20 protein-coding genes are annotated in these 24,942 nt (G+C 59.2%); 10 read left to right on the top strand and 10 right to left on the bottom strand.

What is annotated here, in order from left to right:
• The first annotated feature begins 214 nt into the window (after positions 1 to 214).
• The 7 genes from S7S_RS08685 to S7S_RS08655 all read left to right on the top strand — a co-directional run bounded on the left by S7S_RS08685 (position 215) and on the right by S7S_RS08655 (position 9,609).
• Entirely contained in the window at positions 215 to 640 is a 426-nt protein-coding gene (locus S7S_RS08685; protein ID WP_008737530.1) for a MerR family transcriptional regulator, read from the top strand.
• A 24-nt stretch (positions 641 to 664) separates the two neighbouring features.
• Positions 665 to 1,831 (top strand): isovaleryl-CoA dehydrogenase, encoded by a 1,167-nt coding sequence (locus S7S_RS08680; protein WP_008737528.1) that lies wholly within the window; start codon positions 665 to 667, stop codon positions 1,829 to 1,831.
• Between the two features lie 17 nt (positions 1,832 to 1,848).
• Entirely contained in the window at positions 1,849 to 3,456 is a 1,608-nt protein-coding gene (locus tag S7S_RS08675; RefSeq protein WP_041025971.1) for a carboxyl transferase domain-containing protein, read from the top strand.
• Between the two features lie 12 nt (positions 3,457 to 3,468).
• Positions 3,469 to 4,245, top strand: coding sequence for an enoyl-CoA hydratase-related protein (locus S7S_RS08670; protein ID WP_008737525.1), 777 nt, complete (start codon positions 3,469 to 3,471; stop codon positions 4,243 to 4,245).
• A gap of 18 nt (positions 4,246 to 4,263) precedes the next feature.
• Positions 4,264 to 6,240 (top strand): acetyl/propionyl/methylcrotonyl-CoA carboxylase subunit alpha, encoded by a 1,977-nt coding sequence (locus tag S7S_RS08665; RefSeq protein ID WP_008737523.1) that lies wholly within the window; start codon positions 4,264 to 4,266, stop codon positions 6,238 to 6,240.
• Complete coding sequence (locus S7S_RS08660) at positions 6,237 to 8,183, top strand: acetoacetate--CoA ligase (protein ID WP_008737521.1); 1,947 nt, start codon at positions 6,237 to 6,239, stop codon at positions 8,181 to 8,183. Before S7S_RS08665 ends, S7S_RS08660 begins: the two co-directional genes overlap by 4 nt.
• A 139-nt stretch (positions 8,184 to 8,322) precedes the next feature.
• Positions 8,323 to 9,609, top strand: coding sequence for a hypothetical protein (locus S7S_RS08655; RefSeq protein WP_008737517.1), 1,287 nt, complete (start codon positions 8,323 to 8,325; stop codon positions 9,607 to 9,609).
• 36 nt (positions 9,610 to 9,645) lie between these two features.
• Here the strand turns inward: S7S_RS08655 and S7S_RS08650 are convergent, their stop codons facing one another.
• The 8 genes from S7S_RS08650 to S7S_RS19250 all read right to left on the bottom strand — a co-directional run bounded on the left by S7S_RS08650 (position 9,646) and on the right by S7S_RS19250 (position 19,030).
• Complete coding sequence (locus S7S_RS08650; protein ID WP_008737516.1) at positions 9,646 to 11,253, bottom strand: GMC family oxidoreductase; 1,608 nt, start codon at positions 11,251 to 11,253, stop codon at positions 9,646 to 9,648.
• A gap of 14 nt (positions 11,254 to 11,267) precedes the next feature.
• Positions 11,268 to 11,867: a transcriptional initiation protein Tat gene (locus S7S_RS08645; protein ID WP_144401625.1), complete on the bottom strand. Its 600-nt coding sequence runs from the start codon at positions 11,865 to 11,867 to the stop codon at positions 11,268 to 11,270.
• Positions 11,868 to 11,983: 116 nt separating this feature from the next.
• Positions 11,984 to 13,522 (bottom strand): GMC family oxidoreductase, encoded by a 1,539-nt coding sequence (locus tag S7S_RS08640; protein ID WP_008737514.1) that lies wholly within the window; start codon positions 13,520 to 13,522, stop codon positions 11,984 to 11,986.
• On the bottom strand, positions 13,519 to 14,169 hold the full coding sequence (locus S7S_RS08635) for a hypothetical protein (RefSeq protein WP_238582954.1): 651 nt from the start codon (positions 14,167 to 14,169) through the stop codon (positions 13,519 to 13,521). Before S7S_RS08635 ends, S7S_RS08640 begins: the two co-directional genes overlap by 4 nt.
• A gap of 212 nt (positions 14,170 to 14,381) precedes the next feature.
• The gene (locus S7S_RS08630) at positions 14,382 to 15,302 is read right to left on the bottom strand and encodes an SPFH domain-containing protein (RefSeq protein ID WP_008737512.1); all 921 of its coding nucleotides are present in this window, start codon (positions 15,300 to 15,302) and stop codon (positions 14,382 to 14,384) included.
• A 75-nt stretch (positions 15,303 to 15,377) separates the two neighbouring features.
• Complete coding sequence (locus S7S_RS08625; protein WP_008737510.1) at positions 15,378 to 15,836, bottom strand: NfeD family protein; 459 nt, start codon at positions 15,834 to 15,836, stop codon at positions 15,378 to 15,380.
• Positions 15,837 to 16,090: 254 nt separating this feature from the next.
• Positions 16,091 to 16,462 (bottom strand): hypothetical protein, encoded by a 372-nt coding sequence (locus tag S7S_RS19580; protein WP_144401624.1) that lies wholly within the window; start codon positions 16,460 to 16,462, stop codon positions 16,091 to 16,093.
• A gap of 189 nt (positions 16,463 to 16,651) precedes the next feature.
• Positions 16,652 to 19,030, bottom strand: coding sequence for a 3'-5' exonuclease (locus S7S_RS19250; protein WP_035204841.1), 2,379 nt, complete (start codon positions 19,028 to 19,030; stop codon positions 16,652 to 16,654).
• Between the two features lie 137 nt (positions 19,031 to 19,167).
• Here S7S_RS19250 and tnpA point away from each other — a divergent pair, with 137 nt between their 5' ends.
• From tnpA to tnpC, 3 genes are all read left to right on the top strand, one after another.
• Positions 19,168 to 19,506 (top strand): IS66-like element accessory protein TnpA, encoded by a 339-nt coding sequence (tnpA, locus tag S7S_RS08615; RefSeq protein WP_082027590.1) that lies wholly within the window; start codon positions 19,168 to 19,170, stop codon positions 19,504 to 19,506.
• Positions 19,503 to 19,838, top strand: a complete 336-nt coding sequence (tnpB, locus tag S7S_RS08610) for an IS66 family insertion sequence element accessory protein TnpB (protein WP_041025834.1) — start codon at positions 19,503 to 19,505, stop codon at positions 19,836 to 19,838. The genes tnpA and tnpB overlap by 4 nt, the downstream gene beginning before the upstream one ends.
• A gap of 83 nt (positions 19,839 to 19,921) precedes the next feature.
• Positions 19,922 to 21,502 (top strand): IS66 family transposase, encoded by a 1,581-nt coding sequence (gene tnpC / locus S7S_RS08605; RefSeq protein WP_041025833.1) that lies wholly within the window; start codon positions 19,922 to 19,924, stop codon positions 21,500 to 21,502.
• 606 nt (positions 21,503 to 22,108) lie between these two features.
• Here tnpC and S7S_RS08600 read toward each other — a convergent pair.
• Complete coding sequence (locus S7S_RS08600; protein WP_008736062.1) at positions 22,109 to 22,684, bottom strand: poly-gamma-glutamate hydrolase family protein; 576 nt, start codon at positions 22,682 to 22,684, stop codon at positions 22,109 to 22,111.
• A 78-nt stretch (positions 22,685 to 22,762) separates the two neighbouring features.
• Positions 22,763 to 24,346: an RNA-directed DNA polymerase gene (locus tag S7S_RS08595; RefSeq protein ID WP_144401623.1), complete on the bottom strand. Its 1,584-nt coding sequence runs from the start codon at positions 24,344 to 24,346 to the stop codon at positions 22,763 to 22,765.
• Positions 24,347 to 24,942: the final 596 nt, after the last annotated feature.

Genomic DNA, 24,942 nt, shown 5'->3' with positions numbered 1-24,942 from the left:
TAACTCAATCCCTCGCCACACCGCCCTCAGGCAGGGCGGGCGTCGCTGGCGGGGCCCTGAAACAGAACACAGGGAAACCGGCCCCGCGATGACGCGCTACGTTACCACCGGCTCACGGGGCCGGCTACCCCTTGTCGGACAAGCGCTGACGCGGGTTTGCAGGCCTGCTGCCGGCACTTTACGTTAACGTAAACTTCCGCTACCGTTGCGCAGCATGAGCCAGCGCAAAACCACCCCACAGCCACGCCCGGACGCCCGCACCTACAGCATTGGCGAACTGGCCCGTGAGCTGGATGTCACCACCCGCACGATCCGTTTCTACGAGGACATGGGGCTGCTGACGCCCCGCCGCCGGGGCCAGACCCGCGTCTACAGCCCCGCCGACCGGGTGCGGCTGAAACTGATCCTGCGCGGCAAGCGGCTGGGCTTTTCACTGGCGGAAAGCCGCGAGCTGATTGAGCTGTACAGCCCTGGCAGCGACAACAACCGTGGCCAGTTGCAGGCGCTGATGGACAAGATCCACGAGAAACGCGCGCAACTGACCCAGCAACTGCACGACATCGAAGTCATGCAGCTGGAACTGGACGAAGCCGAACAGCGCTGCCTGGACACCCTGCAGCGCATTACCGATAACAACTGAGCCATCCCTGTGAGGAAGCACGTCATGAGCCTCTACCCCACCCTGCAATTCAATTTCGACGAGACACTGACCGCGCTGCGCGACAGCGTGCGTGCCTTCGCCGAAAAGGAAATCATGCCGATCGCCGCCGACGTGGACCGCGACAACGCCTTCCCGATGCCGATGTGGCGCAAGCTGGGCGACCTGGGCGTGCTCGGCGTCACCGCCAGCGAGGAATACGGCGGCGCGGGCATGGGCTACCTGGCCCACACGCTGGTGATGGAAGAAATCTCCCGTGCCTCGGCTTCCATTGGCCTTTCCTACGGCGCGCACTCCAACCTGTGCGTGAACCAGATTTCCCTGAACGGCAACGACGCACAAAAAGCCCGCTACCTGCCGAAGCTGATTTCCGGCGAGCACGTCGGCGCACTGGCCATGAGCGAGCCGGGTGCCGGTTCCGACGTGGTAAGCATGAAGCTGCGCGCCGACAAGCGCGGCGACCGCTACGTCCTCAACGGCAACAAGATGTGGATCACCAACGGCCCGGACGCCGACACCTACGTGATCTACGCCAAGACCGACACCAGTGCCGGCCCGCGCGGCATCACTGCCTTTATCGTCGAACGTGATTTCCCCGGCTTTTCCCGCGCCCAGAAACTGGACAAGCTCGGCATGCGCGGCTCCAACACCTGCGAGCTGGTGTTCGAGGATTGCGAAGTGCCGGAAGAAAACGTGCTCGGCAAGCTCAACGATGGCGTGCGCGTGCTGATGAGCGGCCTCGACTACGAACGCACTGTGCTCGCCGGCGGCGCCGTCGGCATCATGCAGGCCGCGCTGGACGTGGTGGTGCCCTATCTGCACGAGCGCAAGCAGTTCGGCCAGAGCATCGGTGAATTCCAGCTCATGCAGGGCAAGCTGGCCGATATGTACGTGACCCTGAACGCCAGCCGCGCCTACCTGTATGCCGTGGCGCAGGCCTGCGACCGGGGCGAAAGCAGCCGCAAGGATGCCGCCGGTGTGATTCTCTACTGTGCCGAAAACGCCACCAAAATGGCGCTGGAAGCGATCCAGTGCCTGGGCGGCAACGGCTATATCAACGACTACCCCACCGGCCGCCTCCTGCGCGACGCCAAACTGTACGAGATCGGTGCCGGCACCAGCGAGATCCGTCGCATGCTGATCGGCCGTGAGCTGTTCAAGGAAACCGCCTGAGCGCGGCCGGAGCCACCATGCCCAGAATCATTTCCCGTATCAACACCGGCAGCGACGACTTCGCCGCCAACCGTGCGCACAACCTGACGCTGAAAGCAGAATTGCAGAACAGGCTGGCGCAGATTGCCCACGGCGGCGGCGAAGCCGCCGAGGCCCGGCTGCGCAGCCAGGGCAAACTGCCGGTGCGTGAGCGGATCGCGCGCCTGCTGGACCCCGGCTCGCCGTTTCTCGAATTGTCGCCGCTGGCCGCGCTGGATGTGTACGGTGAAGACGTGCCCGCCGCCGGCTGCGTCGGCGGCATCGGTCGCGTGCACGGCGTGGAATGCATGATCGTCGCCAACGACCCCACCGTCAAAGGCGGCAGCTATTATCCGCTGACGGTGAAAAAACACCTGCGCGCCCAGGCCATCGCGGCGGAAAACCGCCTGCCCTGCATTTACCTGGTGGATTCCGGCGGCGCCAACTTGCCGCGCCAGGACGAAGTTTTTCCCGACCGCGAACATTTCGGTCGCATTTTCTTTAACCAGGCGAATATGTCTGCGCGCGGCATTCCACAGATTGCTGTCGTGCTCGGCTCCTGCACTGCCGGTGGCGCCTATGTGCCGGCCATGGCCGACGAGACCATCATGGTGAAAAACCAGGGCACCATTTTCCTGGCCGGCCCGCCGCTGGTGAAAGCCGCCACCGGTGAAGAAGTCAGCGCCGAGGAACTGGGCGGCGCGGCCCTGCACTGCGAGCAGTCCGGCGTGGCCGATCACCTGGCCGAAGACGAAGCCCATGCCCTGGCCCTGGCACGACAGGCCGTCTCGCGCCTGAACTGGCGCAAGCCGCAGCAGATGGACATGGCGGCGCCGGTCGCCCCTGCCTACGCGCCGGAAGAACTGTACGGCATCATTCCGCCGAGCACGCGGCAGCCGATGCCGGCGCGGGAAATTATCGCCCGCATCGTCGACGGCTCCGAGCTGGACGAATTCAAGGCCCGCTACGGCACCACCCTGGTGACCGGCTTTGCCCGCATTCACGGTTTCCCGGTCGGCATCCTGGCCAACGACGGCATTCTGTTTTCCGAGTCCGCCCTCAAGGGCGCGCACTTTATCGAGCTGTGCAATCAGCGCGGTATTCCGCTGCTCTTTCTGCAGAACATCAACGGCTTTATGGTCGGCAAAAAATACGAGGCCGAAGGCATTGCCAAACACGGCGCCAAGATGGTCAACGCCGTGGCCTGTGCCAGCGTGCCGAAATTCACCGTGGTCACCGGCGGCAGCTACGGCGCCGGCAACTACGGCATGTGCGGCCGCGCCTACGACCCGCGTTTCATGTTCATGTGGCCCAACGCCCGCATTTCCGTCATGGGCGGTGAACAGGCCGCCAGTGTGCTGACGCAGGTGCGCCAGGCATCGCTGAAGAAAAAAGGCGAACAGTGGAGCGAGGACGAGGCGAAAGCCTTCCAGCAGTCCATGGTCGAGCAGTACGACCAGATGGCCCGCCCCTACTACGCCAGCGCACGGCTGTGGGACGACGGCATCATCGACCCGGCCAGCACCCGCGATGTGCTCGGCCTGTGCCTGTCGGCCAGCCTGAACGCCCCCATCACCGAAACACGCTACGGCGTGTTCCGCATGTAACAGGATTCCGCCATGAGCATTCTGCTGCAGTACGACGGCCCGGTGGCCCGCATCACGCTGAACCGGCCGGACAAACTCAATGCCTTCGACGATGCCCTGATCGAGGACATCATCCGCTGCGTCACCGAAGCCGGGGACAGCGATGCGCGGGTGATCGTGCTGGCCGGTGCCGGCAAGCATTTCAGCGCCGGCGGCGACCTGGGCTGGATGCGCCGCATGGCCGACAAGAACTGGGACGAAAACCGCGCCGACGCCGCCCGCCTGGCCGCGCTGATGAGCACGCTTGACCGTGCCGCCAAACCTGTCATTACCCGTGTGCAGGGCGCAGCCTACGGCGGTGCCACCGGCCTCGCCTGCGCCAGCGACATCACCATCGCCGCCGACACCGCCCGCTTCTGCCTGAGCGAAGTGCGCATCGGCCTGCTGCCCGCCGTGATTTCGCCTTACGTCGTGCGCGCCATCGGCGCGCGCCAGGCGCGGCGTTATTTCATGACCGCCGAAGTGATCGACGCGGCCCGCGCCGTGCAGATCGGCATGGCCCACGAAGCTGTGCCGGAAGCCGAACTGGACGCAGCGGTAGACCGCTGTATCGAGGCATTACTGGCTGGCGCACCGAACGCGCAATTGAAAGCCCGCGAGATCGTCGACAAGGTGGCCGGGCAACCGGCCAGCGATGAGCTGATCGCCTGGACGGCGGAACTGATCGCCGGCCTGCGCAGCACCGACGAAGGCCGCGAGGGCCTGAGTGCCTTTCTGGAAAAACGCGCGCCAAGTTGGCGGCCACACTAACGTCACGGGAGCTCGCGCATGATCCACCGTCTGCTGATCGCCAACCGGGGCGAAATCGCCTGCCGCATTATCCGCACCTGCCGCGCACTGGGCATTGAAACCGTCGCCGTCTATTCCGACGCCGACGCCACCCTGCCGCATGTGATACAAGCCGACCAGGCCATACGCCTGGGTCCGGCACCGGCCCGGGAAAGCTACCTCGATATTGAAAAAGTGATCGCGGCCGCGCAGCAAAGCGGCGCCGATGCGGTTCACCCCGGCTATGGTTTTCTGTCTGAAAACGCCGCCTTCGCCAACGCCTGCGACGCCGCCGGCCTGATCTTTGTCGGCCCCGGCACCGACGCCATCCGGCTGATGGGTGACAAGGCCGCCGCCCGGCAGCACATGGCGCAACATCAGGTGCCGGTGCTGCCCGGCTTTGACCGCGAAGGCGCCAGCGATGACGAACTGCTCGCCGCCACCGGCGAGATCGGCTTTCCGCTGCTGATCAAGGCCGTGGCCGGCGGTGGCGGCAAAGGCATGCGCGTGGTTGAGCGTGCAGAAGACTTTGCCGATGCCCTGGCCGCCGCGCGCCGCGAAGCCCGTGGCGCCTTCGGTGATGATCGCGTGCTGCTGGAGCGGTATCTGGAACAGGCCCGCCACGTGGAAGTGCAGGTGTTCGCCGACAGTCACGGCAACGCCGTGCATCTGTTCGAGCGCGACTGTTCTGTGCAGCGCCGTCACCAGAAAATTATCGAAGAAGCCCCGGCACCCGGTGTCAGCGACGCCCTGCGCCAGCAACTGGGCGATGCTGCCGTGCGGGCCGCCCTGGCGATCGATTATCGCGGCGCCGGCACGGTGGAATTCCTGCTCGCCCCGGACGGCCAGTTTTATTTCATGGAAATGAACACCCGCCTGCAGGTGGAGCACCCGGTCACTGAACTGATCACCGGCGAAGACCTGGTGGCCTGGCAGTTGAGCGTGGCCGCCGGCGGCGCACTGCCAAAGCAACAATCCGAATTGCGCATCCAGGGCCACGCCATGGAAGTGCGGCTGTATGCCGAAGACCCGGCGCGCCAGTTCATGCCCTCCTCCGGCCTGCTGGCCGTGTGCGAATGGCCACAGCAACCCGGCCTGCGCGTGGACACCGGCTTTGGCGAAGGCGATCGCGTCAGCGACCATTACGACCCGATGCTGGCGAAAATCATCTGCTTTGGCGACGACCGTGATCAGGCCCGGCGGCGCCTGGCCCGGGCACTCGCGCACACGCGCATTGCCGGCATCCGGCACAACATTCCGTTCCTGATCAGCGTGCTCCAGCATCCCGCGTTTGCGCAGGCCGAGCTGTCCACCCGTTTCCTGGCACAGCACCAGCCCGCCACCGGCGTGGAGGACGAGAGCCTGCCGCTGCGTCTGTGTGCCGCCGCGTTGTGCTGGCGTGATCAGTTGCGTGCCCGCGCCGATGACGATCCCTGGTCGCAACTAGGCGGCTGGCAGCATCTCGCACCCGCTCGCTTTGTCGCCACCTTCCAGCTGGATGACCGCCTGCATACCGTGATACTGGAAGGCCAGGACGACGCCCTGCATGCACGGTGCGACGATCAACGCCTGTCATTGCACTGGCAGAGCGGCACCGGCCGCCTTGCCGACACCGATTCACACCACAGCCTGACGGCCAGCGCCCGCCTCGACGGCGAGCACCTGCACCTCTTCAGCAACGGCCACACCGACAGCCTGCTGCTGAACCCGAACCTCGGCAACGCCGACGACGCCGCCCGTGGCGCCGCCTTTGCCGCCCCGATGAACGGCACAGTAGTGGCCTGCCACGTCAGCGCCGGCAGCCGGGTTGACGCGGGCGCAGCGGTGATCACCATGGAAGCCATGAAAATGGAACACACGCTGCGGGCGCCGGTGGCCGGCGTGGTGCGCGAGCTGCCCTTCGCCGCAGGCGATACCGTCAGCGAAGGCGCCCTGCTGGCTGTGTTCGACGCTGACGACACGGAGAACGCAGGATGAACACACCGCTGTGGCAACCGGATGCGCGCCGCGCCGCCGAAACACGGCTGGCGCAGTTTATGCGGGAGGCGGAAGCCGCCACCGGCCAGACCTTTGCCGATTACACGGCACTGCATCAATGGTCCGTGCGCGACAGCGATCTGTTCTGGCAACAGGTTTACCACTTCTGCGGCCTGACCGCCGAGGGCGATACCGCACCGGCCATGCAGCCCGGCGTACACCTGCGCGAGACACGCTGGTTTCCGAACCTGCACCTGAACTATGCGCAAAACCTGCTACGCCACGCCGACACGCACCCGCACGACATCGCCCTGATCTGCGAAACCGAAAACGGCCGGCAGCGCCGCCTGAGCTTCGATGAATTGCGCCACGCCGCCGGCCAGTTCGCAGCCCGTCTGACACAGGCCGGCGTGATGCCCGGTGATCGCATCGCCGGCTGGCTGCCGAACGGCCCGGAGGCGGTGATTGCCGCACTGGGCAGCGCCTGGATCGGCGCCGTCTGGTCGTCCTGCTCGCCGGACTTTGGCGTCAGCGGCGTGCTGGATCGTTTTGGCCAGATCGAACCCACTGTTCTGCTGCTGACCGACGGCTATCACTACAACGGCAAGTGGATCGACCTGACCGAGCGCGCCACGCAGATTCGCGCCGGCCTGCCGTCCGCCACCGTGGTGCAGATCGCCACCGGCGAGCAACACCTGCCGGACACGCAGGACTGGCAAGCCTGGCTCGACGGCGCGCTGGACGTGCCGGACTATGCCCTGCTGCCGTTCGAACATCCGCTGTATATCCTGTATTCCTCCGGCACCACCGGGCAGCCCAAATGCATCGTCCACGGGGCCGGCGGCACGCTGCTGCAACACGCGAAAGAACATGCCCTGCACGGCGACCTGCGCCAGGGCGACCGGCTGTTCTATTTCACCACCTGCGGCTGGATGATGTGGAACTGGCTGGTGGGCGGCCTGCAGGCCGGCGCCACCCTGGTGCTGTACGACGGCAACCCGGCCTGGCCGGATACCGGCCGCCTGTTCGATCTCGCGGCGCGGGAGCGCGTGACCCATTTCGGCACCAGCGCCAAATTTATCCAGGCGGTGGAAAAATCCGGCCTGGTGCCGCGCGAAAAATGCGATCTGTCCGCCTTGCGTGTGCTATTTTCCACCGGCTCACCGCTGCTGCACGAGAGCTTTGATTTTGTCTATCAGGCCATCAGCGAACAGGTGCAGCTCAGTTCCATTTCCGGCGGCACCGACATCATTTCCTGTTTTGCCCTGGGCAATCCGCTGCTGCCCGTGTATCGCGGCGAGTTGCAATGCCTCGGCCTGGGCATGGACGTGGCCGTGTTCAACGATGCCGGCGAGCCGGTCACGGGCGAAAAAGGCGAGCTGGTCTGCCGTGCGCCTTTCCCGTCCATGCCGGTGGGTTTCTGGCGCGATGCCGACGGCAGCCGCTACCACAAGGCGTACTTCAGCCGTTTCGAGAACGTCTGGGCGCACGGCGATTATGCCGAGTTGCGCCCTCATGACGGCTGGCAGGGGATGGTGATCCACGGCCGCTCCGATGCCGTGCTCAACCCCGGCGGCGTGCGTATCGGCACGGCGGAAATCTATCGCCAGGTGGAATCGCTGGCGGAAATTCGGGAGAGCATTGTCGTCGGCCAGGAATGGGACGGTGATGTGCGCGTGGTGCTGTTTGTCGTGCCGCAACCCGGCGTGACGCTGGACGACACCCTGCGCGCCCGCCTGCGCAAGGCGATTCGTGAAGGCGCCAGCCCACGGCATGTGCCGGCGGTGATCCTGGCGGTGCCGGAAATCCCGCGCACGGTGTCCGGCAAGATCGTCGAGCTGGCCGTGCGCGAAATTATTCACGGCCGCCCGGTGACCAACCTGAACGCGCTGGCCAACCCTGCGGCACTGGCGCATTTCCGCGACCGCGAGGAGCTGCGTTGAACCGCCTGTCGGCACGCACGTCCTCTGTGATGGAGGTCATTGACAGCAAGGCGCACTTTTCGGGCTGACTGGCATTGACCTGCAGCCCGGAAATACCAATGATGGCGCTTCAGCCCCAGCCATTATTCTTATAAGAAAAATGACCATCACCCTTTTGCTTCGCCTGTTCTGTTCAGCCTTCCTCCTGAGCAGCCTGCTACCGCTCGCCGCCCAGGCGCACCTGCTGCAACTCAGCGGCCGCGACCTCGGCCCGCTGGTCGGCCAGCCCACCGCGCAGTTTTCCGTGTTCAGCGCCAGCGAGGGCCAGCTTCGTCCGGTGCCACACCAGTGGCTGCCCTGGTCGGAAGATGGCCTGCCGGCGTTTCGCAGTGACCGCAGCACACGCTGGGCCGGCCAGCCCGGCCGCATCAACGCCGGTGACCGCCTGTTTCTGGATGCCCAGGACGCCGGCGAGGCGCTGGACGCCGCCGCGCTGTCACACTCCACAGAAAACGTGGTCGGCGAATTGCGCGTCCGGTACGACGATGGCGAAGGCTATTTCTATGTGGTCCGCAATGCCTATCAGCAGGCCACGCAACGCTACGTGCGGTTTGACCGCGAGCGCATGCAGATCAAGAGCACCCACTATCAGCTCAATATGGCGCCGGACAATCTGCTGGTGTGGAACGATTTCTTTTTCCGGGGCTATGAGAGCCCCGGGGGCCGCCCGCAAAGCATTCTCGACACGCTGAAGATCCGCCTGAGCGCCGGCGTGCTCGGCGACCGTTCCCGCATCACCCTGGACAACAGCAACCTCAGCCCGCGTATCGAGGAAGTCATCGAAGGCCCCCTGGTCACCGCCGTCTACGCCACCACCTCGGTGCGTTTCGCCCGCGTGCCGGTGCTCAACATCGACAATTATTTCCTGATCATGCCGCAGCAGACGGATATTCATTCCCGCTTCACCCTGCCCGGCATTGCCAATACCGTGCTCAACAGCCCGTCGGTGTCGATGTCGCTGGACGGCAACCAGTTGCTCGGCGCCCGCCTGCGCACCAGCTGGACCGGCGAACTGGAAGCGCGGGTGGACGGCGCCATCTCGGACACGGAGCAGCGCATGCTGGACACGCCCATGAGTGGCCGCAACTGGCTGTGGTTCAGCACCGGCCGGCAGTTTGACCTGCTCGCCGAGCTGGATTTCCGTGACGGCTTTGATACGCCGGTGAAGCTGGTCTATGAAGATGACCGCACCCTGGCCAACCCGCCCGAGCGCTTCCCCGGCCAGGGACCGAATGTGGGCTTTGCGTTGCAGGATATTCCGTTCGGGCAGGAGTTCTACTTTGTCGCGCGGTTGCTGTTCAGCGGTGACAGCCAGGGCTTGTCGGCGGAAGACTATGCGCGTCGTGCGCTGTCGGAAAACAGCGCCACTTATCGCCCGCTTCCCTGAACCCAGAGCGGCGAATGCCGCTCTGAGCCGTTCGCGTCATGCCTTGCCGTTCAGAAACAGTCCGCTGGCGCTGTCGAGAATATTGCGCGCCACCTGCTTGGCCAGCGCCTGCACCGTCCAATGTGGCGCGGACGGCATCGGCTCCGGAATCAGGCTGGCATCCGCCAGGAACAGCCCCTTCACATCGTGCACTTCACCGCGCGCATTGGCCACGCTCTGGAAGCGGTCGTTGCCCATGCGGCAGGTGCCGTGCGGGCTGAAGGAGTTGATCCGCAGGGAGTACATGCCCTTGAGGCCATAGCTCACCTGATCCATGGTCGCGTCCAGCTCAAACACCGAGTCCGCCTGCAATTGCTGGAAGCTCGGGATATACACCCGCCTGGCACCCGCCGCGAAGAAAATCCGTGCCGCCAGTGACGCGCCACGCTTGAGTTTTTCAAACTCGGCGCGGCTCGGGTTCCAGCTGATCACCTTGCGCCCGGTGGCCACGTCGCCTTCCCAGCTCACCTGTCCGCGCCCTTCATCAATGGCAAACGCGTTCAGGCCGGCCAGGTGCTTGTACTGTTTCATAAAGCGGATATGGTCCGGCCCGGCGCCCTGCTCGCCCTGAATCATCAATTGCTCGGGTTCCGCCAGCGCCGAGAAAAACATATGGCCGTCGCTTTCGAGGAATTCATCAATCTCGACGCCGACCAGCGCACCACGAAAACCGAACAGCTCTTCGTCGTACTGCGCCAGCACCTGCACAAACGGCTGCACCGCCATGTTGCGGCCAATCTGGCCGCTGATGTCCGGCACCTGGCTGCGTTGCAGCAGCACCGGCGTCTGGATGGCGCCGCCAGCGACGACCACCACTTCGGCATCGACGCGCATCTCGGCAATCTGCGCACCGGTCAGCGGATCACGCACAATCGCTTCCACTCCGGTCGCACGGCCTGCGCGCATCAACACACGCTGGACTTGCGTATCGGCAAACAGCCGCGCGCCATAGGCCGTGGCCCAGGGCAGATGCGTCACCAGCGAGGACATTTTCCGGTCCGACGGGCAGCCGGCCAGGCAGTGGCCGGTCAGCGCGCACTGGCGTACGTTGCGCGCTACCGGCTTCCAGCTGAAGCCCATCTTTTCACAGCCCTGGATCACCTTGTGGGCGGTGGCGTTGATTTCGTGCGCCTCGTTGAGATGCACGTACTGCTCCGTGCCCACCTCATCAAACAGCGGGCCGATGGTGTCCGGCGCCAGGTTGCCCAGGCCCAGTTCCGTCGACCAGCGCCGGAGCAATGAATCCGGCGGGCGCTGCATCACGCAGGCGCCGATCACGGTCGAGCCGCCGACGCATTCGCCTTCCACAAACAGCACATCTGCCGTGGAATTGAACTGGCTGCCCTGCTCGCGATACACCTCGGTCATGGTGTCGCCCAGGTGTTCGGTAAAGTTTGCGCTGGGGAAGTAGCGGCCGGATTCCAGCACGACGACCTTGCGACCCGCCTTGGCCAGTTCATAGGCCACGGTCGCGCCACCGGCCCCGGAGCCGACCACCACCACTTCGGTTTTCACGCTGAAGCGACGGCCCATGGACGGATCGCGGGCGATATCCGCCGCAGTCGTCACCGGCACGCCGTCACGGGGTACAGTTATCATGCGCATGGGTGCGGCTCTCCTCAGACCTGCGGCAGCGGTGCGTTGCCCAGACGGCGCACGCCCCATATTTCGGTGACCGGGCCGTGGTAATCCAGCCCCGGCCAGGTACGGGCATCGCGCCAGTAGTTCACGCAGACGAGGGTTTTCAGGGTTGTCATCAGACCACGTTCAAAAAAAGTGCCTGCCTGCATCGCGTTGACGTAACGCAACGCCTCATCGTCATCCAGCCGGCTGAAACGGCTGAAGCGGAAGCTGGCCATCGAGCGGTGCTCGAACACCCACAGCCCCAGCCCCAGCAGTTCACGGGTCTGGCCGGACATCTGCCCGACCATGCCGTCGATGTTCTGCACGGTGGGCACTTCCGACAGGCTGGACGGCAGTCCGAACTGCTCGGCCGGCAGCAACACCTGCGTGAGCCGCTTGAGCACGATGGATTCGTCTTCGGTGAGGTGCTGGTAACGACGGTCACTGTGGTCACCGCCACGGCCCAGCAGGGTGGCACAGCCACTGCTCAAGGCAGCGGCGCTGATCACTGCGGTACGCAGAAATCCCCGGCGAGATAAAGGCGCAAGGCCCGACATCCAGCCCGGCTCATCTGGACGGGCGTTATTATTATGCATTGACCTGTCTCCGCAGGACGGCCCTCGGGGGACCTTGTTGTTTTTTTGTTACTGCGGAAGTCTAGTACAAATATTCACTGACTGAAAACGCCCCGTGCGCCGCCCGGCGGCGGCGCTCAGGCCGACGCCAGCAGCCGGTCGGCCACATAGTTCGCCAGGGCGTACACCGTGACCTGCGGATTCACGATCAGCGAGGTGGGCAACAGGCTGGCATCCGCCACGTACAGACCCACTACCCCGTGCAGGCGACCGTGCGGGTCCACCGCGCTGTTGGCCGGGTCGGCGCCCATGCGGCAACTGCCCTGCGGGTGGTAGGACACCATGCGCAGCGCCTGCGGGCGGTTGCGCAACTGCCCGACAATGGCCTCAATCTCGCTTTCCTGCCGCACCGCCAACCGCTCGGTGGCCGGCAGGAACACCTCTTCCGCCCCCGCCGCCAGGTGCAGACGGATGGCGGCGGTCAGCGCCGCCATCATGGACGGAAAGTCCTGGTCGCTGAGGCGGTAGTCGATGGTCTTGTACTCACCGTTCCAGCTGATCTCGCCCACATTGTGGTCATGAATCAGCGTCACGATGCCGGCATTGAAACGGGCGTGCTGCATATAGTCGATATACGGCTTGCCGGTGCCCGGCTCGGTGATCAGGCACATTTCGGCCACGCCGAGGCCGCCGACTTCGAGCACGAAGCCGCCGTCTTTCGGGTGCATGAATTCATCCACATAAGTGCCCAACAGCGCTCCGCGCCAGGGATAGACCGGCTCGGGGTAACGCGCCCCCACATACATGGACGGGTGGCAGGCGAAATGGCGGCCAACATGCTTATTGCCCAGCTCACTGCGTTGCAGGATCACCGGCGTCTGCACCGCACCGGCCGCCAGGATTACCCGGGGCGCCTCGACACGCACGTCCGCCACCTTGTGGCCGGTGCGGTCGATCACCTCCCCTTCCACCCCGGTCACGCGGCCGTTGTCGCTGAGCACGCGATTGACGCGCGTATCGCTGTGGATGCGCGCGCCATGCGCCGCCGCCCACGGCAGATAAGTCACCAGCATCGACTGCTTGCGGTCGGTCTTGCAGCCGGACAGGCAATGCCCGGTCAGGGCGCATTCGCGCACGTTGCGCTGGAAGGGTTTCATCGACCAGCCGAGTTTCTGCGCGCCGGCCATCATCAACTGGCTGTGGCGGGCGATTTCATGCGGGCCGTTGGTGCTGATGGAAAGGTGCTTTTCCACCCGCTCGAAATAGGGGTTGAGCGTTTCCGGCGTCATCTCGGCCAGCCCGAAATCCCGCCGCCACTCCTCCAGAATAAAATCCGGTGTCCGGAACGCCACGCAGCCGTTCACCACCGTGGACCCGCCCACACAGCGCCCTTGCAGGATCAGCAGGTCGCCGTCCTTGTTGGACTGGCTGCCGTGGTCTTCGTACAGGGTTTCCAGGCTGTCGGCAAAATCCTCGGTGAAGGCCGTGGACGGCACATACGGCCCTGCCTCCAGCACCAGCACCTCCAGCCCCTGCCGGGCCAGTTCATAGGCCGTCACGGCCCCGCCGGCCCCCGAGCCGACAATCACCACATCCGCCTTCAGCGTAAGCTGCGCGCTGGTCACATCACTGGCCTGCACCACCGGCAGGCCCCGGGCTATGGCTTGCACGCTCATTGCACTGCCTCCCGCGAAACCGGTTGCTGGTCCGGCAACGGCGCATTGCCCAGATAGGCCAGGCCCCACTTCTCCGAGACCGGGCCATCGAATTCCACCGGTCCCCAGGTGGCCGGATCCCGCCAGTAGGCGACATAGACGAAACGCTTCACCAGCGTCGCGAGTGCTTTCTGGATCGTATTGCCGTGCGACCAGTCATCGAAATACTGCACCGCGACCGCCGTTTTCAGATCGACAAACCGGCGACCGTGCCAACCGGAAACCACAGCGGCGTTATCAAACAGCGTCAGCCCCATGCCGACCTGCTTGCGCAGGTGGCCCGGCAACAGGCCGATCATATGATCAATGTGCTGCACCACCGGCACCTGCGACAGCGGCGTCAACGGCGTGCCCTGCACCGGCAGCAGAACTGCCGTGGCGCGCTGAAACAGATGGTATTCCGCAGCAGTGAGATGCCGGATACCCTCGCCCACCGGCAGCCCGTCCACCGACGAACGGCGCAACCAGGCAAAACCGGCGCCCGCCAGGGCGGCCACGCCAGCACCGGCAATCAGGGTGGTTCGCAGAAAACGCCGCCGGCTCAGCGACGCGACGGGCGCCGCCGCATGGCGGGCAGCCCCTGGAGTGGGTGTTGTTGTTCTGGTCATGGCGGCCTCGCCGGGTCAGGGCAGTACATCCACGGGCAGTGCGCGGGGATGAATAGCCAGGCTTCAATGCGCTGAAACGCGTTTCTGCACAGTAACCAAGGCCGCAGGGTGAAACAAGCTGTCTACCTGACAGGATGGCTTGACCGTATATGACACTCCATACCACAACGCCCGGCATGGCCGGGCGTTGAAAGGACGTAAAACCGGGGCGATCAGCTGCGCGCGGTTTCCAGCGTCTTGGTGATCGCCGCCACCGCACTGCCGATATTGCTCAGCTCAGCGGGCAGGATCATGGTGTTATTGGTCTTCGCCAGCTTGCCGAACTCGTGCACATACTGCTCGGCCACACGCAAGGCCACCGCGTCCTTGCCACCGGCAGTGCTGATGGCCGCCGCCACACGCTCCAGACCCCGTGCGGTCGCCTCGGCAATCAGCTCGATCTCGCGGGCCTTACCTTCCGCCTCGTTGATCTGGCGCATCTTCTCGGCTTCCGAGACGTTGATCATCTCCTGCTTGAGACCTTCAGAGACGTTGATCTTCGACTGCCGCTCACCTTCAGACTGCGCCACCACCGCGCGACGTTCCCGCTCGGCACGCATCTGCTTTTCCAGCGCATCGAGAATGGTCGCCGGCAGCTCGATGTCGGCAATCTCGTAACGCAGCACCTTCACGCCCCAGGGCTTGGCCGCATCATCCAGGGTAATCACCACCTGATTGTTGATGCTCTCACGTTCTTCGAAGGTCTTGTCCAGGTCGATCTTGCCCACCACCGACCGCAGCGTGGTCTGCGCTAACTGCATGGCCGCGTAACGGTAGTCATTAATGCCATAGCTGGCCTGCTTCGGATCAATCACCTGCAGATAGATGACGCCGTTCACCACCACCTGGATGTTGTCCTTGGTCACACAGGATTGCTGCGGCACATCAATGGCTTCTTCTTTCAGGGTGTGGCGGTAGGCCACCTTGTCCACAAACGGGATCAGCAGGTGAAAACCCGCTTCCAGCGTCTTCGCGTACTTACCCAGCCGTTCCACTACAAAGGCGGACCGTTGCGGCACAATCCGCGCCGTCTTGATCACCGCCACTACTACAAACACCGCCGCCAGACCGGCGAGAATCGTCGCTATCGACATTGCACTACTCCATGATGTGAAAATCGAGTCCAAGGTATAGAAATCGTGGCCCACGCCGCGCCGCCCCAGGGGAGCTCAGCGCTGGCTGGCCGATACTTTCAGCACGATACCGCGGTTGCCTGATACCCAGGCCACATCACCGGCTTTCAGGTCATCACTGGACTCCGCATCCCACTTGGCACCGTGCATCTGCACATGGCCGCTGCCGTGGACAAAGTCCGTCAGCACTGTCACCCGGCTGCCCACGGCATCACCCAGCCCCGCATCAGAGGACGGCGCATCCCCCACATTGCCGGTCAGCCAGCCCTTGAAGTGACGGCGGGCGCCAAACAGCGCCACCAGGCTGATCACCGCAAACAGCCACAGCTGGCTGGTCAGGCTTTCGGTGATGCCGAACAGCGTCAGCAGGCCGACGATGATTGCGCCAATGCCGAAAAACACGGCGATCACGCCGGTGACGAACAGCTCGGAGATAATCAGGAGGAAACCGAGGATCAGCCACAGGGCGTAATCGGTGAATAGTTCAGCAAGCATGGCGGGGTTCCGTGTTGGGGATATGACGGGGAGTGAATATAGCAGGATGAGGGGGTTAATGCGCGGGGGGGAGTCGAGGCCACAACGCTATGGGGCAAGCAGCCCAGCCTGCGGTGGATAGGCGATATGCTTCCCTAGGCCTCAGACCAGAGGCGATGTTTCAGTGAACGATATTCGGCCTCTCCCCCAACCTGCGGTACGGCGGGCCGGTAGCAGGAATAAAGAGCCCCCGATGCCAGCGCTTGCCAAATCTCTCACTCGCTCGCATACCAATGATGATAAAAATCATCTTCGGCCACTTCGCCTAGCGAAGGCGGCACTATTAGCTGATAGTCGTTTGAGAAACCCAGCACCAAACACCCCTTGCTATACTCAACCGACGTCAGGCGCACTCGATCAAGCGGATTCAGGCAGGCGCACCATACTTCAAACTCTGGAGTAACTCCCGGATATTCACTTGAATCAGCCACACAGCCTGACAGACCGTGAAGCGTCCAGGGTGGGTCAATCCAGATGTACTCTTTCTTGCCAGCGAAGCGAAGTTTTATTGAGTTACATGCCAGTGTTCTTTCGCAGAGTCTACCGACAAAACCGTTAATAATTTTTACATCTTTGTCGTGATCCATTTTTCCCTGAAGTTAGCCCCCAGAAATCAGTCAACGAATTCAATTAGGGACACGCATGGATTCATGATATCAACCATCGTCGGGATGGCATCAGATCGGACATCCACCGAAACCGCCACAATCCGTGCGTGTCCTTTATTGTTGGCGGCCTAGCCTACCGTCCGGCAAATGCAATCGTTATGCACGCCATTACTCCATAACCTTTATCTGCCCAGAACTCCACTCATACTCATCGCAGCAATCCTGAATATCAATTAGAAATCTACTCGGTTGATTTTGTCTATCGACATTATAAGAAATAATAAGCCTCTCTCTTGCCCGCGTCATCGCCACGTATAGTCGAGACGCCTCTCTCGCCATTTCGTCAGCGCCCGCATACTTACTAGGCATAGCCCCATCAACCACACCAACTATGAATACGTGTCTAAATTCGTGACCTTTTGCAGACTCAATTGTGCTTATTGCAACACTATTGAATGACTCCACTCCAGCAGCTTGCTTTAACTCGGCTGCCTTGATTGATAGTTCATTTAAGCGGCCCGAAATCTTCCTTCTAATTGCCGGGTTCAGCCCGATAACACATAGTTCAGGATAATCTTCTGTTTCTTCACGACTTTGATGCTCATCTATCAGCCCCCTAATCATCGCAGAGACGAGTGCCACCTCATCCTCCTCACTTCTGCACTTCACAACATATGGGCGCTCCCCCACCTTTGTCGCAAAGTCTGGCTTAGTGGGAGTATCTATATTGTCCTCATCCACATCAGCAAACTTGTATTTTTTTATTAACGAATATGCCGCAGACATTATTTCCTTCGAGTTCCTGTAATTCTTTTTCAGTACGTAGCTTCGATTATTTACACTTATTCCACAATTCTTTAGTGCAAAACCCTTATTATATATCGTCTGCGCCCCGTCTCCGACAAGGAACAAACCATTCTCTGAATTTGCAATCCTGTTTCCCGAAGCAACAGGAAGAGCACCGATCATCGCAACTTCCAATTGCGACAAATCTTGCACCTCATCCACCAAAACACAGCGGTATGGGAAAAAACTCGAAAGAGCACCTTCAAGAGCATCTGCATCGACAGCAGCCCATCCAAATGACTCCAGAGAATCCATATCTTTGACTAACAACGAAATTGCTGCTGACACCACACCTTCGTAGTCCAACACAAACAATTTCTTCAGAGCATCGACCTTGTACCGAGCAGCATCAAGAAACACCTTACGCCCCTCAGCGGGAAGCCCCACCACCCGACCATGGCGCTTAAAAGACTGAGTATCCAGGTATGAATCAAATTCCGAAAACTTTAACCTACTTCTAATATGAAAAACCTCTTCATCACAGAACCTTCGCAGGTCTGCATAATCTAATATCGAAAGCTTTGTTTGCATGAAATTATCGTGATTCTTCACAAACTTCACAAGATCACGAGAGATGCCATCTGCCAGCGCGCCATCTGCCACACGGTAAGCAGCCTCTCCCTTTGGATGCAACTCTTTAAGTATGTATTTGGCAAGACCGTTAATAGTTGACGTCTGTATAAATGAAGACTCTACTCCACACAACTCCTTAATCAGAGAATCCAGAAGTTTACGCATGCTTTCGGTCAGAGTAACCAGCAGTATAGGCGCTCTATATTTCTTAGCCAAATGCCGCGCCCTATGAAGCATGACGCATGTTTTTCCACTACCTGATACACCTCTCAGCCTAGATGCGCCACGGAATTCTTTGAGCGATAACGCTTTTTGTTCAGGATGTAAGAACAGCAGCCAGTCCGCCCATGACGAATCATCGGGTAAAGTAGCAACCTCCTCCCATGTGACAAATATCTCGCTATTCTGTGGCTCAACGATACTTTTGGCAAGATCAGCGCCATCACTTATGACTGCCTCACCCAACTCAAGTGTGACTCGCTTTTTCAACTCACTTAGTTCGCCTTTGTGAGAGTGTGAGAATAAATCATCAAAAAAAATAGCCCGCTCTATGCCACCAATGCTCTCAATGTGACTTAGTATCCCGCTGGAATCACACTCCCAATCTTCCGGAGTAACACCCATAACATAATCCACAAGATTGTCGTGTAGCTGTAGAGATTCCATATCCACTGATTCCAAATGCCGAAGCAACGGAAGTGCCCTCAGTTCTTCAGCAGAATCGATATCAGGATTCACAACACGAACGCTGCGAGGCTCTTTCTCGGACACCTGAACAAAATCTAAAGTTTGATCTTTGCTGCTCTTTACCCACTCATAATCCTTATGCGACTCCAACCATTGCTCACAATCATCGTGATCGCCAGCAAAGAGGAACGCTCGGACATTTTCCTTCCCATCGACCAACTGAACAACAAGCCTATAGCCACCCCCTAAATCGTATTTTTCTATATTTTTTAGCCTGGATTCTCCATGATTCGTTCTCTTCAGAGAGAAAATAGAGCCCTCTGTTCCGGCTTCAGCGAGAGCGGCTCGCACCTTTGTAATGGCATCTTTACCCTTCTTTCCACTTTTGGAGAGAACCCGAAAGCACTTATTTAGCCCTCTAGTTTGAATCACTTTGTACATATGCATTCGACCCCATAGTTTTTAGAATAATAACAATAAAAAGTACGCATGAAAGTAACCGTCCGGCGAACTCATCTACCCGACGCCATTTCCGCCAGTAACTTAGGTGTCCACCTATTTCTAAGTGGACACCTAATATGAGTGAGATGCTTCCAGCCAAGACACCAGCCAAGCGCCGCCGCTATTCCCCGGAGTTCAAAGCCAATATTCTCCAGGAGTGCCAGGCCCCGGATGCTTCCGTCGCCAATGTGGCGCTGCGCTACGGTCTTAACACGAATCTTATTCATAAATGGCGCCGTGCTGCCGAAGGCAGTTCCAAGCCGTCGGTTCAGCGTGAGTTTGTCCCTGTGCCGATGCCGACGCCCTCTGTGTCCGGCGCGGCGGAGGTAGTGTTCGAGCTGCCTGGCGTAACGGTACGCTGGCCTCTGGCACAGATCGAGCGCGCCCTTCCCTGGCTGCGGACGTTTACGTCGTGATCCGGATCGACGCCATCTGGATGGCCACGGAGCCGCTGGATATGCGCGCCGGCCCGGATACGGCCCTGGCCCGTGTGGTCCAGGTATTCGGCGAAGCACGTCCCCACTGCGCCTACCTGTTTGCCAACAAGCGAGGCAACCGCATGAAGGTGCTGGTGCACGATGGCTTTGGCCTGTGGCTGGCCGCGCGGCGTTTGCATCAGGGCGGCTTTGTCTGGGGCAGACTGAGTCAGGGCGAGCGTATCGCCCTGACATCCGAACAGCTTCAGGCGCTGGTGGTCGGTTTGCCCTGGCACCGGGTTGGCCGTGACAAGGCCATTGCCATACTTTAAGCCGCTTGGCGCTGGCCTGTGCGCCGGTCAGCGCGCCCTCTCTGGTATCACTCCCGGCGGTGTCGTCTGGCAAGATAATGGCCATGACGACACCGCCGCATCTCGACCAGCTCACTGCCGAACAGCTACGCCAACTGGCGGCGCAACTGTTGGCCGATGCGGCGGAAAAAGAGCACACCATCGCTCAGCAAGGTCAGACCATTGCGCAGCAGGGTCATCAGCTCAAGCGTCACCAGCTGCTGAACGACAAGCTCACGCATGAGCTGGCTATCCTGAAGCGCCATCGCTTCGGCAAGAGCAGTGAAGGCCTGGATAGCCACCAGGCCAGCCTGCTGGATGAACTGGTGGACGCGGATATCGCGGCGATTGAGGTGACACTGTCCGAGCCCGTCGCATCAGTGGGGGCCACCTCGGCACCGGAGAAGCGCCAGCCCAAGCGTGTGCCGTTACCGCCGACCCTGCCGCGCACGATCATCGCGCACGAGCCGGACCACACTGAATGCCGTTGTGGTTGCCAGCTCCAGCGCATCGGCGAAGACATCAGTGAAAAGCTCGATTACACCCCCGGCACCTTTACTGTCGAGCGCCATGTGCGCGGCAAGTGGGTCTGCAAACACTGTGAACGCCTCACCCAGGTCCCGGTCCCGGCGCAGATCATCGACAAGGGCCTGCCCACCAGCGGTTTACTGGCCGACCTGCTGATCGCCAAATACGCCGATCACTTGCCGCTGTACCGGCAGGAAAGGATCTTTGCCCGCGCCGGGCTGGGCATCGCCCGCTCGACGCTGGCTGACTGGGTGGGCCGCTGCGGCGTGGCCCTGCAACCGCTGGCAGATGCCTTGCGTGAAACACTGCTTACGCAGCCGGTCCTGCATGCTGACGAGACGCCTGTGCCCATGCTGTCGCCCGGCAAGAAGAAAGCCCACCGGGCCTACATCTGGGCCTACTGCAGCCCGACCACTGCCGCCCTGCATGCCGTGGTGTACGACTTCGCCGAGAACCGGGCCGGCGCCAACGCCCGCACCTTCCTCGAAGGCTGGCAGGGCAAACTCGTCTGCGACGACTACAGCGGCTACAAGGCGGGCTTCCAGACCGGCATCACCGAGATCGGCTGCATGGCCCATGCACGCCGGAAGTTCTACGACCTGCATACGGCGAACAAAAGCCAGATCGCCGAACAGGCGCTGAGACTGATCCAGCAGCTCTACGAGATCGAGCGCGAGGCCAATGCCTTGTGCGCCGATGAGCGACAGCGTCTCCGGCAACACCGATCAAAACCCATCCTGAACAGCTTGCACCAATGGCTGATGACACACCGGCAGAAAGTGCCGAACGGCTCCGCCACGGCCAGGGCAATCGACTACAGCCTCAAGCGGTGGCAGGCGTTGATACGCTACTGTGAGGATGGGGCCGTGCCCATGGATAACAACCAGGTAGAAAACCAGATCCGGCCCTGGGCGCTGGGGCGTTCCAACTGGTTGTTCGCCGGCAGCCTGCGCAGTGGCCAGCGTGCTGCTGCCATCATGAGTCTGATCCAGTCAGCTAAACTGAATGGGCATGACCCGTACGCGTATCTGAGAGATGTGCTGCAGCGACTGCCGACGCAGAAGAACAATGCCATTGATGAGCTATTGCCGCATCACTGGAAGCCGGATGCCGTTTAGCAAGGCGTGATAGCCGGACGCTTACGCATGAAACTAAAAAACGTCGATCAAAATAAAAATTTAGAACATGCATGAGACCACGACTTCAACTCCTACTGGAATGACATTGTATCGACATCCACCAAATCGCCAATTTGTGCGTTTCCCTTATTTTTCTTGGTCATTACACAAATTTGCAGCGCAGTGGAAAACTTGTCAGACAGAAGCGTCTTGTTAACCCTAGCTGTATCTCTGCAATACTTCGTTAAACTACCCTAGAATTTCACCACTCGGATCCCTTTCATTAAGTCTTTGTTTAATAATTTTCTTGGCTACAACTCGATTCAGCCTTCTCTTTGCAGCTCTATCATTGACTCCAAGCGCAGCGCCTACTAGTGGTGGAACATCACAATCATCAGTATATGTAATACTTATACTTAGGGCTTCTAGCCTTTCTCGCGCTAGGATGGAGACAGTGAGCCATGTAGGCTCCGCAATTCAATCGGGGACAGGCATGAACTCATGATGCCGATCTTCACCAACATGACATCATCTTAATATCCACATAAATCGCTAATTCGTGCGTGTCCTATGCTTGCCCGGCGCTCTGCGTGCCCCGTACTTTTTTTAGCACCCATGAAGCACGGACCTAACCGTGGAAGAGAAGCGATCCATCTGCTGCTTTTCAGTGATTAGTAAATCTCTAAGCCCACGGGATATTTCCAATTGCAGTCCTTTTTTCTCTGATCCACGATTGCAAATATTGTTTGGATCTAGCCCTCGCAGCATTGGATTGGACTGCAACCTTGCAACGAAGCCGACCGACTTTAGCTTTGCAATCATTAAGGTCCTAAGACCGCCCGCCAAGCCCCCAACGTTGACGAATAAGTCTTCTCCGGCTTGCCCATGAAATGTGACGACGATTCTGGCCGACTGGGCAGTTTTTAGGCCTCTCGGCTCGTCAAACCGTGAGCTTGTGATGTGGAGGTCTCTGTTGTTGCTCGCCTTGCAACCCTCAAACAAATAGTAGGTTAGATTGCTCCCTGCAATGATCTTGCATATCTGGGATGTTCCAGGTTCAATTTTTCCGGCGTGCGGAGCAATGAGCGCAACCGAGGAGCCCGTCTCCTGCAGCTCAATTCGATACGCGCCATCCACCTCCGCGGCGGATAGTTCTGCGAAGCTTGCGTATTTGTCTGGCATGACCCCTAACACCAACCGTAACCGGCGCAACTGTAGTAGGCGCAGCGAACGAAAAATGCGCCCGAGCAGATGGCATTGTCATATTTCATTTTTAGTCTTCTTCGGATAAAATGACTCGATTGCAAAGTAATCTTCCGATGAATGCACTTTCACATTCCTGAGCCAAGGCCGCTTCTCTTCCTCGGAAAGCGTGGAATCCACAATTCTAATAATTGCCCTTTTCTCCCAAAGATCTGCTCTTGGATAATACTGCCGAATTTCCAGCACATCGGTTCTCGATGTGTTTCCAGACAAGGCATCCAAAACTGCACGGCCAATATATGCCCCGGAATTTCTCTTTAGGCTGCGAAACAGCTCCATTAAAGCCGCAGTATTAGAGAACCCATTTACCCCCAAGAGCCTCACGATCGAAATCAGCACGTACTCGGGATATTTCGCACCCTCAGACAACACGTTAGAAAAATATGCCTTTATCGATTCTTTTAGTGTAACTGGGATAAGAGATTCTTTTTTAATGAGAAGATCGATAAACAAAGGCGTAAATTGAGGAAACTTTTCAATCAACGATTGATATAGTGACAGCTTGCTGTAATCCTCACTAGCAACAACGATACGCAAAAACCTTCGGACATCATCTGGCTGAAGAATTTGATTATTCCTAATACGCTCCTCCAACTCCTCAGTTGCGGCCTCTTTAAGTTCAGCAATTTCTCGTTCTGACAACTCTCGGAACTTGGTTGGTATGGTTCCAGAGTAGCCGACAATGATTCGGCCTTGCCGCAGTTCATTGGCAACCTGCCTAGCTTCCTCAGATATTGTGGTGGAGGATTTCGATTTTTTCGACACATCTTCTATTACAGTTTTCAGCGGATTTACGGTTAAGCCTTCCAGATAGAGCCTTTCCACCAAGATGGTTAACCACGCATGGGCTGTTTTTGCATCCGGTGCAAAAAGCCGATAATCATCCACGAATCTACAGAACTGAACCTTTAGAGACCGCAAATAGTCATCTACAGATATTAAAGATGCCTCCGCCAAGATCCTGCTTGCGTTACCGCCAATTGGAAGGCTATACGAATCTCTATTAGCCCAAAATAGTAATAATTCATTGGTTAGTTTAACTAGCTTGGCTTCAATAGGAAGACTGAGGAGCGTTGATTCAAGGCGATGTAGATTCAAGCGGTCATAGAAGTTCGAAATATCGCACTTAACTAGAACCTTAACTCTTCGGCTTTTCTGCCTCTCTGTGACATGCGCTTGAAAGGATGTGTAATTGAACTTTGGATCAAACAGGTACCCGCCTTTGGGCTTGAACCTATAGGAAAAGACCACCTTGTGACGCTTTTGAATACGATGCTTTTCAATTATATCTGCGTATAGGAGCGCAAGCACTAAATAGACAATGGTATCGACTGGCTGAATAAGTGCGGCTCTACGAAAATCGTATGCATCCTTTTTCGGGAAAAGAACGTGGCTTATCGGATACACCTTTAAGCCAGATAAGGAGTTTGATTTAATCCTTGCCTTAATTTGATCGGCGAGATACGAACGGAAGTGCTCACTCTTCAATAACGACACTTCGAAAGGCACAGGGAAGATGTCAGTCAATCCCTCTTTCCGGACATTTTTGAGCGCTAATTCAATTGCCTTGTCGATGTTCAAAATATGCGCCTATGAAGTATAACAGAAATTAGAACTACGGTTCGTATATTGAATAACGACGCACACGACCCATCTCCATTCAATAATTTATATATTCACAAAATAAGCTTAAAGATTAAAGCAGAAGCATCACGCCCTATTCGCTTAACATCCGCATCCCAATCCACTAAAAACACTCATATCGATATTATCGATACTTCCTGAAAATAACAGCCCTGCCCCATTATCCAGTCATCAACAGGCACACAATCAAAACACGAAATATCGATATTCAATGACATTAAACACAGCGGCCCTTTCTCCCGAGCGCCTACCGCCTACACCAGCAACCTTCACCCGATAGTGCCTTCGCCAAAATGTGATATCAAGCACAAAAAACAGTGAGCCGCGCATCACCACAAAGCTCTGCATTCGGAGTCTGACCACACAATAGGCAGTAAGATCAGCCCCTATGGTTCCTCAGGAGGGAAAGGCAGGCATCTAAACGAGGAATTTCCTTTAACTACCAAACAAAACCCATTACCCCAAAACAAAAAAATCCGGCCTCCCCTCTCAGGAAAGCCGGATCCTCCAAGACCCCAACCCAGACCGCAACA

Source organism: Isoalcanivorax pacificus W11-5 (genome assembly GCF_000299335.2).
In the GTDB taxonomy this organism is placed as follows: domain Bacteria; phylum Pseudomonadota; class Gammaproteobacteria; order Pseudomonadales; family Alcanivoracaceae; genus Isoalcanivorax; species Isoalcanivorax pacificus.
The sequence above is the reverse complement of the archived record's forward strand: the minus strand, read 5'-3'. Positions and strand labels throughout refer to the sequence as shown.

Bases quoted from the DNA above. Each gene is read 5' to 3' on its own strand.
- S7S_RS08685 (WP_008737530.1), top strand. From the start codon at position 215: ATGAGCCAGCGCAAAACCACCCCACAGCCACGCCCGGACGCCCGCACC.
- tnpC (WP_041025833.1), top strand. From the start codon at position 19,922: ATGACGACACCGCCGCATCTCGACCAGCTCACTGCCGAACAGCTACGC.
- S7S_RS08630 (WP_008737512.1), bottom strand. From the start codon at position 15,302: ATGTCGATAGCGACGATTCTCGCCGGTCTGGCGGCGGTGTTTGTAGTA.
- S7S_RS08635 (WP_238582954.1), bottom strand. From the start codon at position 14,169: ATGACCAGAACAACAACACCCACTCCAGGGGCTGCCCGCCATGCGGCG.
- S7S_RS08655 (WP_008737517.1), top strand. From the start codon at position 8,323: ATGACCATCACCCTTTTGCTTCGCCTGTTCTGTTCAGCCTTCCTCCTG.
- S7S_RS19250 (WP_035204841.1), bottom strand. From the start codon at position 19,030: ATGTACAAAGTGATTCAAACTAGAGGGCTAAATAAGTGCTTTCGGGTT.
- S7S_RS08660 (WP_008737521.1), top strand. From the start codon at position 6,237: ATGAACACACCGCTGTGGCAACCGGATGCGCGCCGCGCCGCCGAAACA.
- S7S_RS08665 (WP_008737523.1), top strand. From the start codon at position 4,264: ATGATCCACCGTCTGCTGATCGCCAACCGGGGCGAAATCGCCTGCCGC.
- S7S_RS08625 (WP_008737510.1), bottom strand. From the start codon at position 15,836: ATGCTTGCTGAACTATTCACCGATTACGCCCTGTGGCTGATCCTCGGT.
- S7S_RS08645 (WP_144401625.1), bottom strand. From the start codon at position 11,867: ATGCATAATAATAACGCCCGTCCAGATGAGCCGGGCTGGATGTCGGGC.
- S7S_RS08640 (WP_008737514.1), bottom strand. From the start codon at position 13,522: ATGAGCGTGCAAGCCATAGCCCGGGGCCTGCCGGTGGTGCAGGCCAGT.
- S7S_RS08650 (WP_008737516.1), bottom strand. From the start codon at position 11,253: ATGCGCATGATAACTGTACCCCGTGACGGCGTGCCGGTGACGACTGCG.
- S7S_RS08680 (WP_008737528.1), top strand. From the start codon at position 665: ATGAGCCTCTACCCCACCCTGCAATTCAATTTCGACGAGACACTGACC.
- S7S_RS08670 (WP_008737525.1), top strand. From the start codon at position 3,469: ATGAGCATTCTGCTGCAGTACGACGGCCCGGTGGCCCGCATCACGCTG.
- tnpA (WP_082027590.1), top strand. From the start codon at position 19,168: ATGAGTGAGATGCTTCCAGCCAAGACACCAGCCAAGCGCCGCCGCTAT.
- S7S_RS19580 (WP_144401624.1), bottom strand. From the start codon at position 16,462: ATGGATCACGACAAAGATGTAAAAATTATTAACGGTTTTGTCGGTAGA.
- S7S_RS08600 (WP_008736062.1), bottom strand. From the start codon at position 22,684: ATGCCAGACAAATACGCAAGCTTCGCAGAACTATCCGCCGCGGAGGTG.
- S7S_RS08675 (WP_041025971.1), top strand. From the start codon at position 1,849: ATGCCCAGAATCATTTCCCGTATCAACACCGGCAGCGACGACTTCGCC.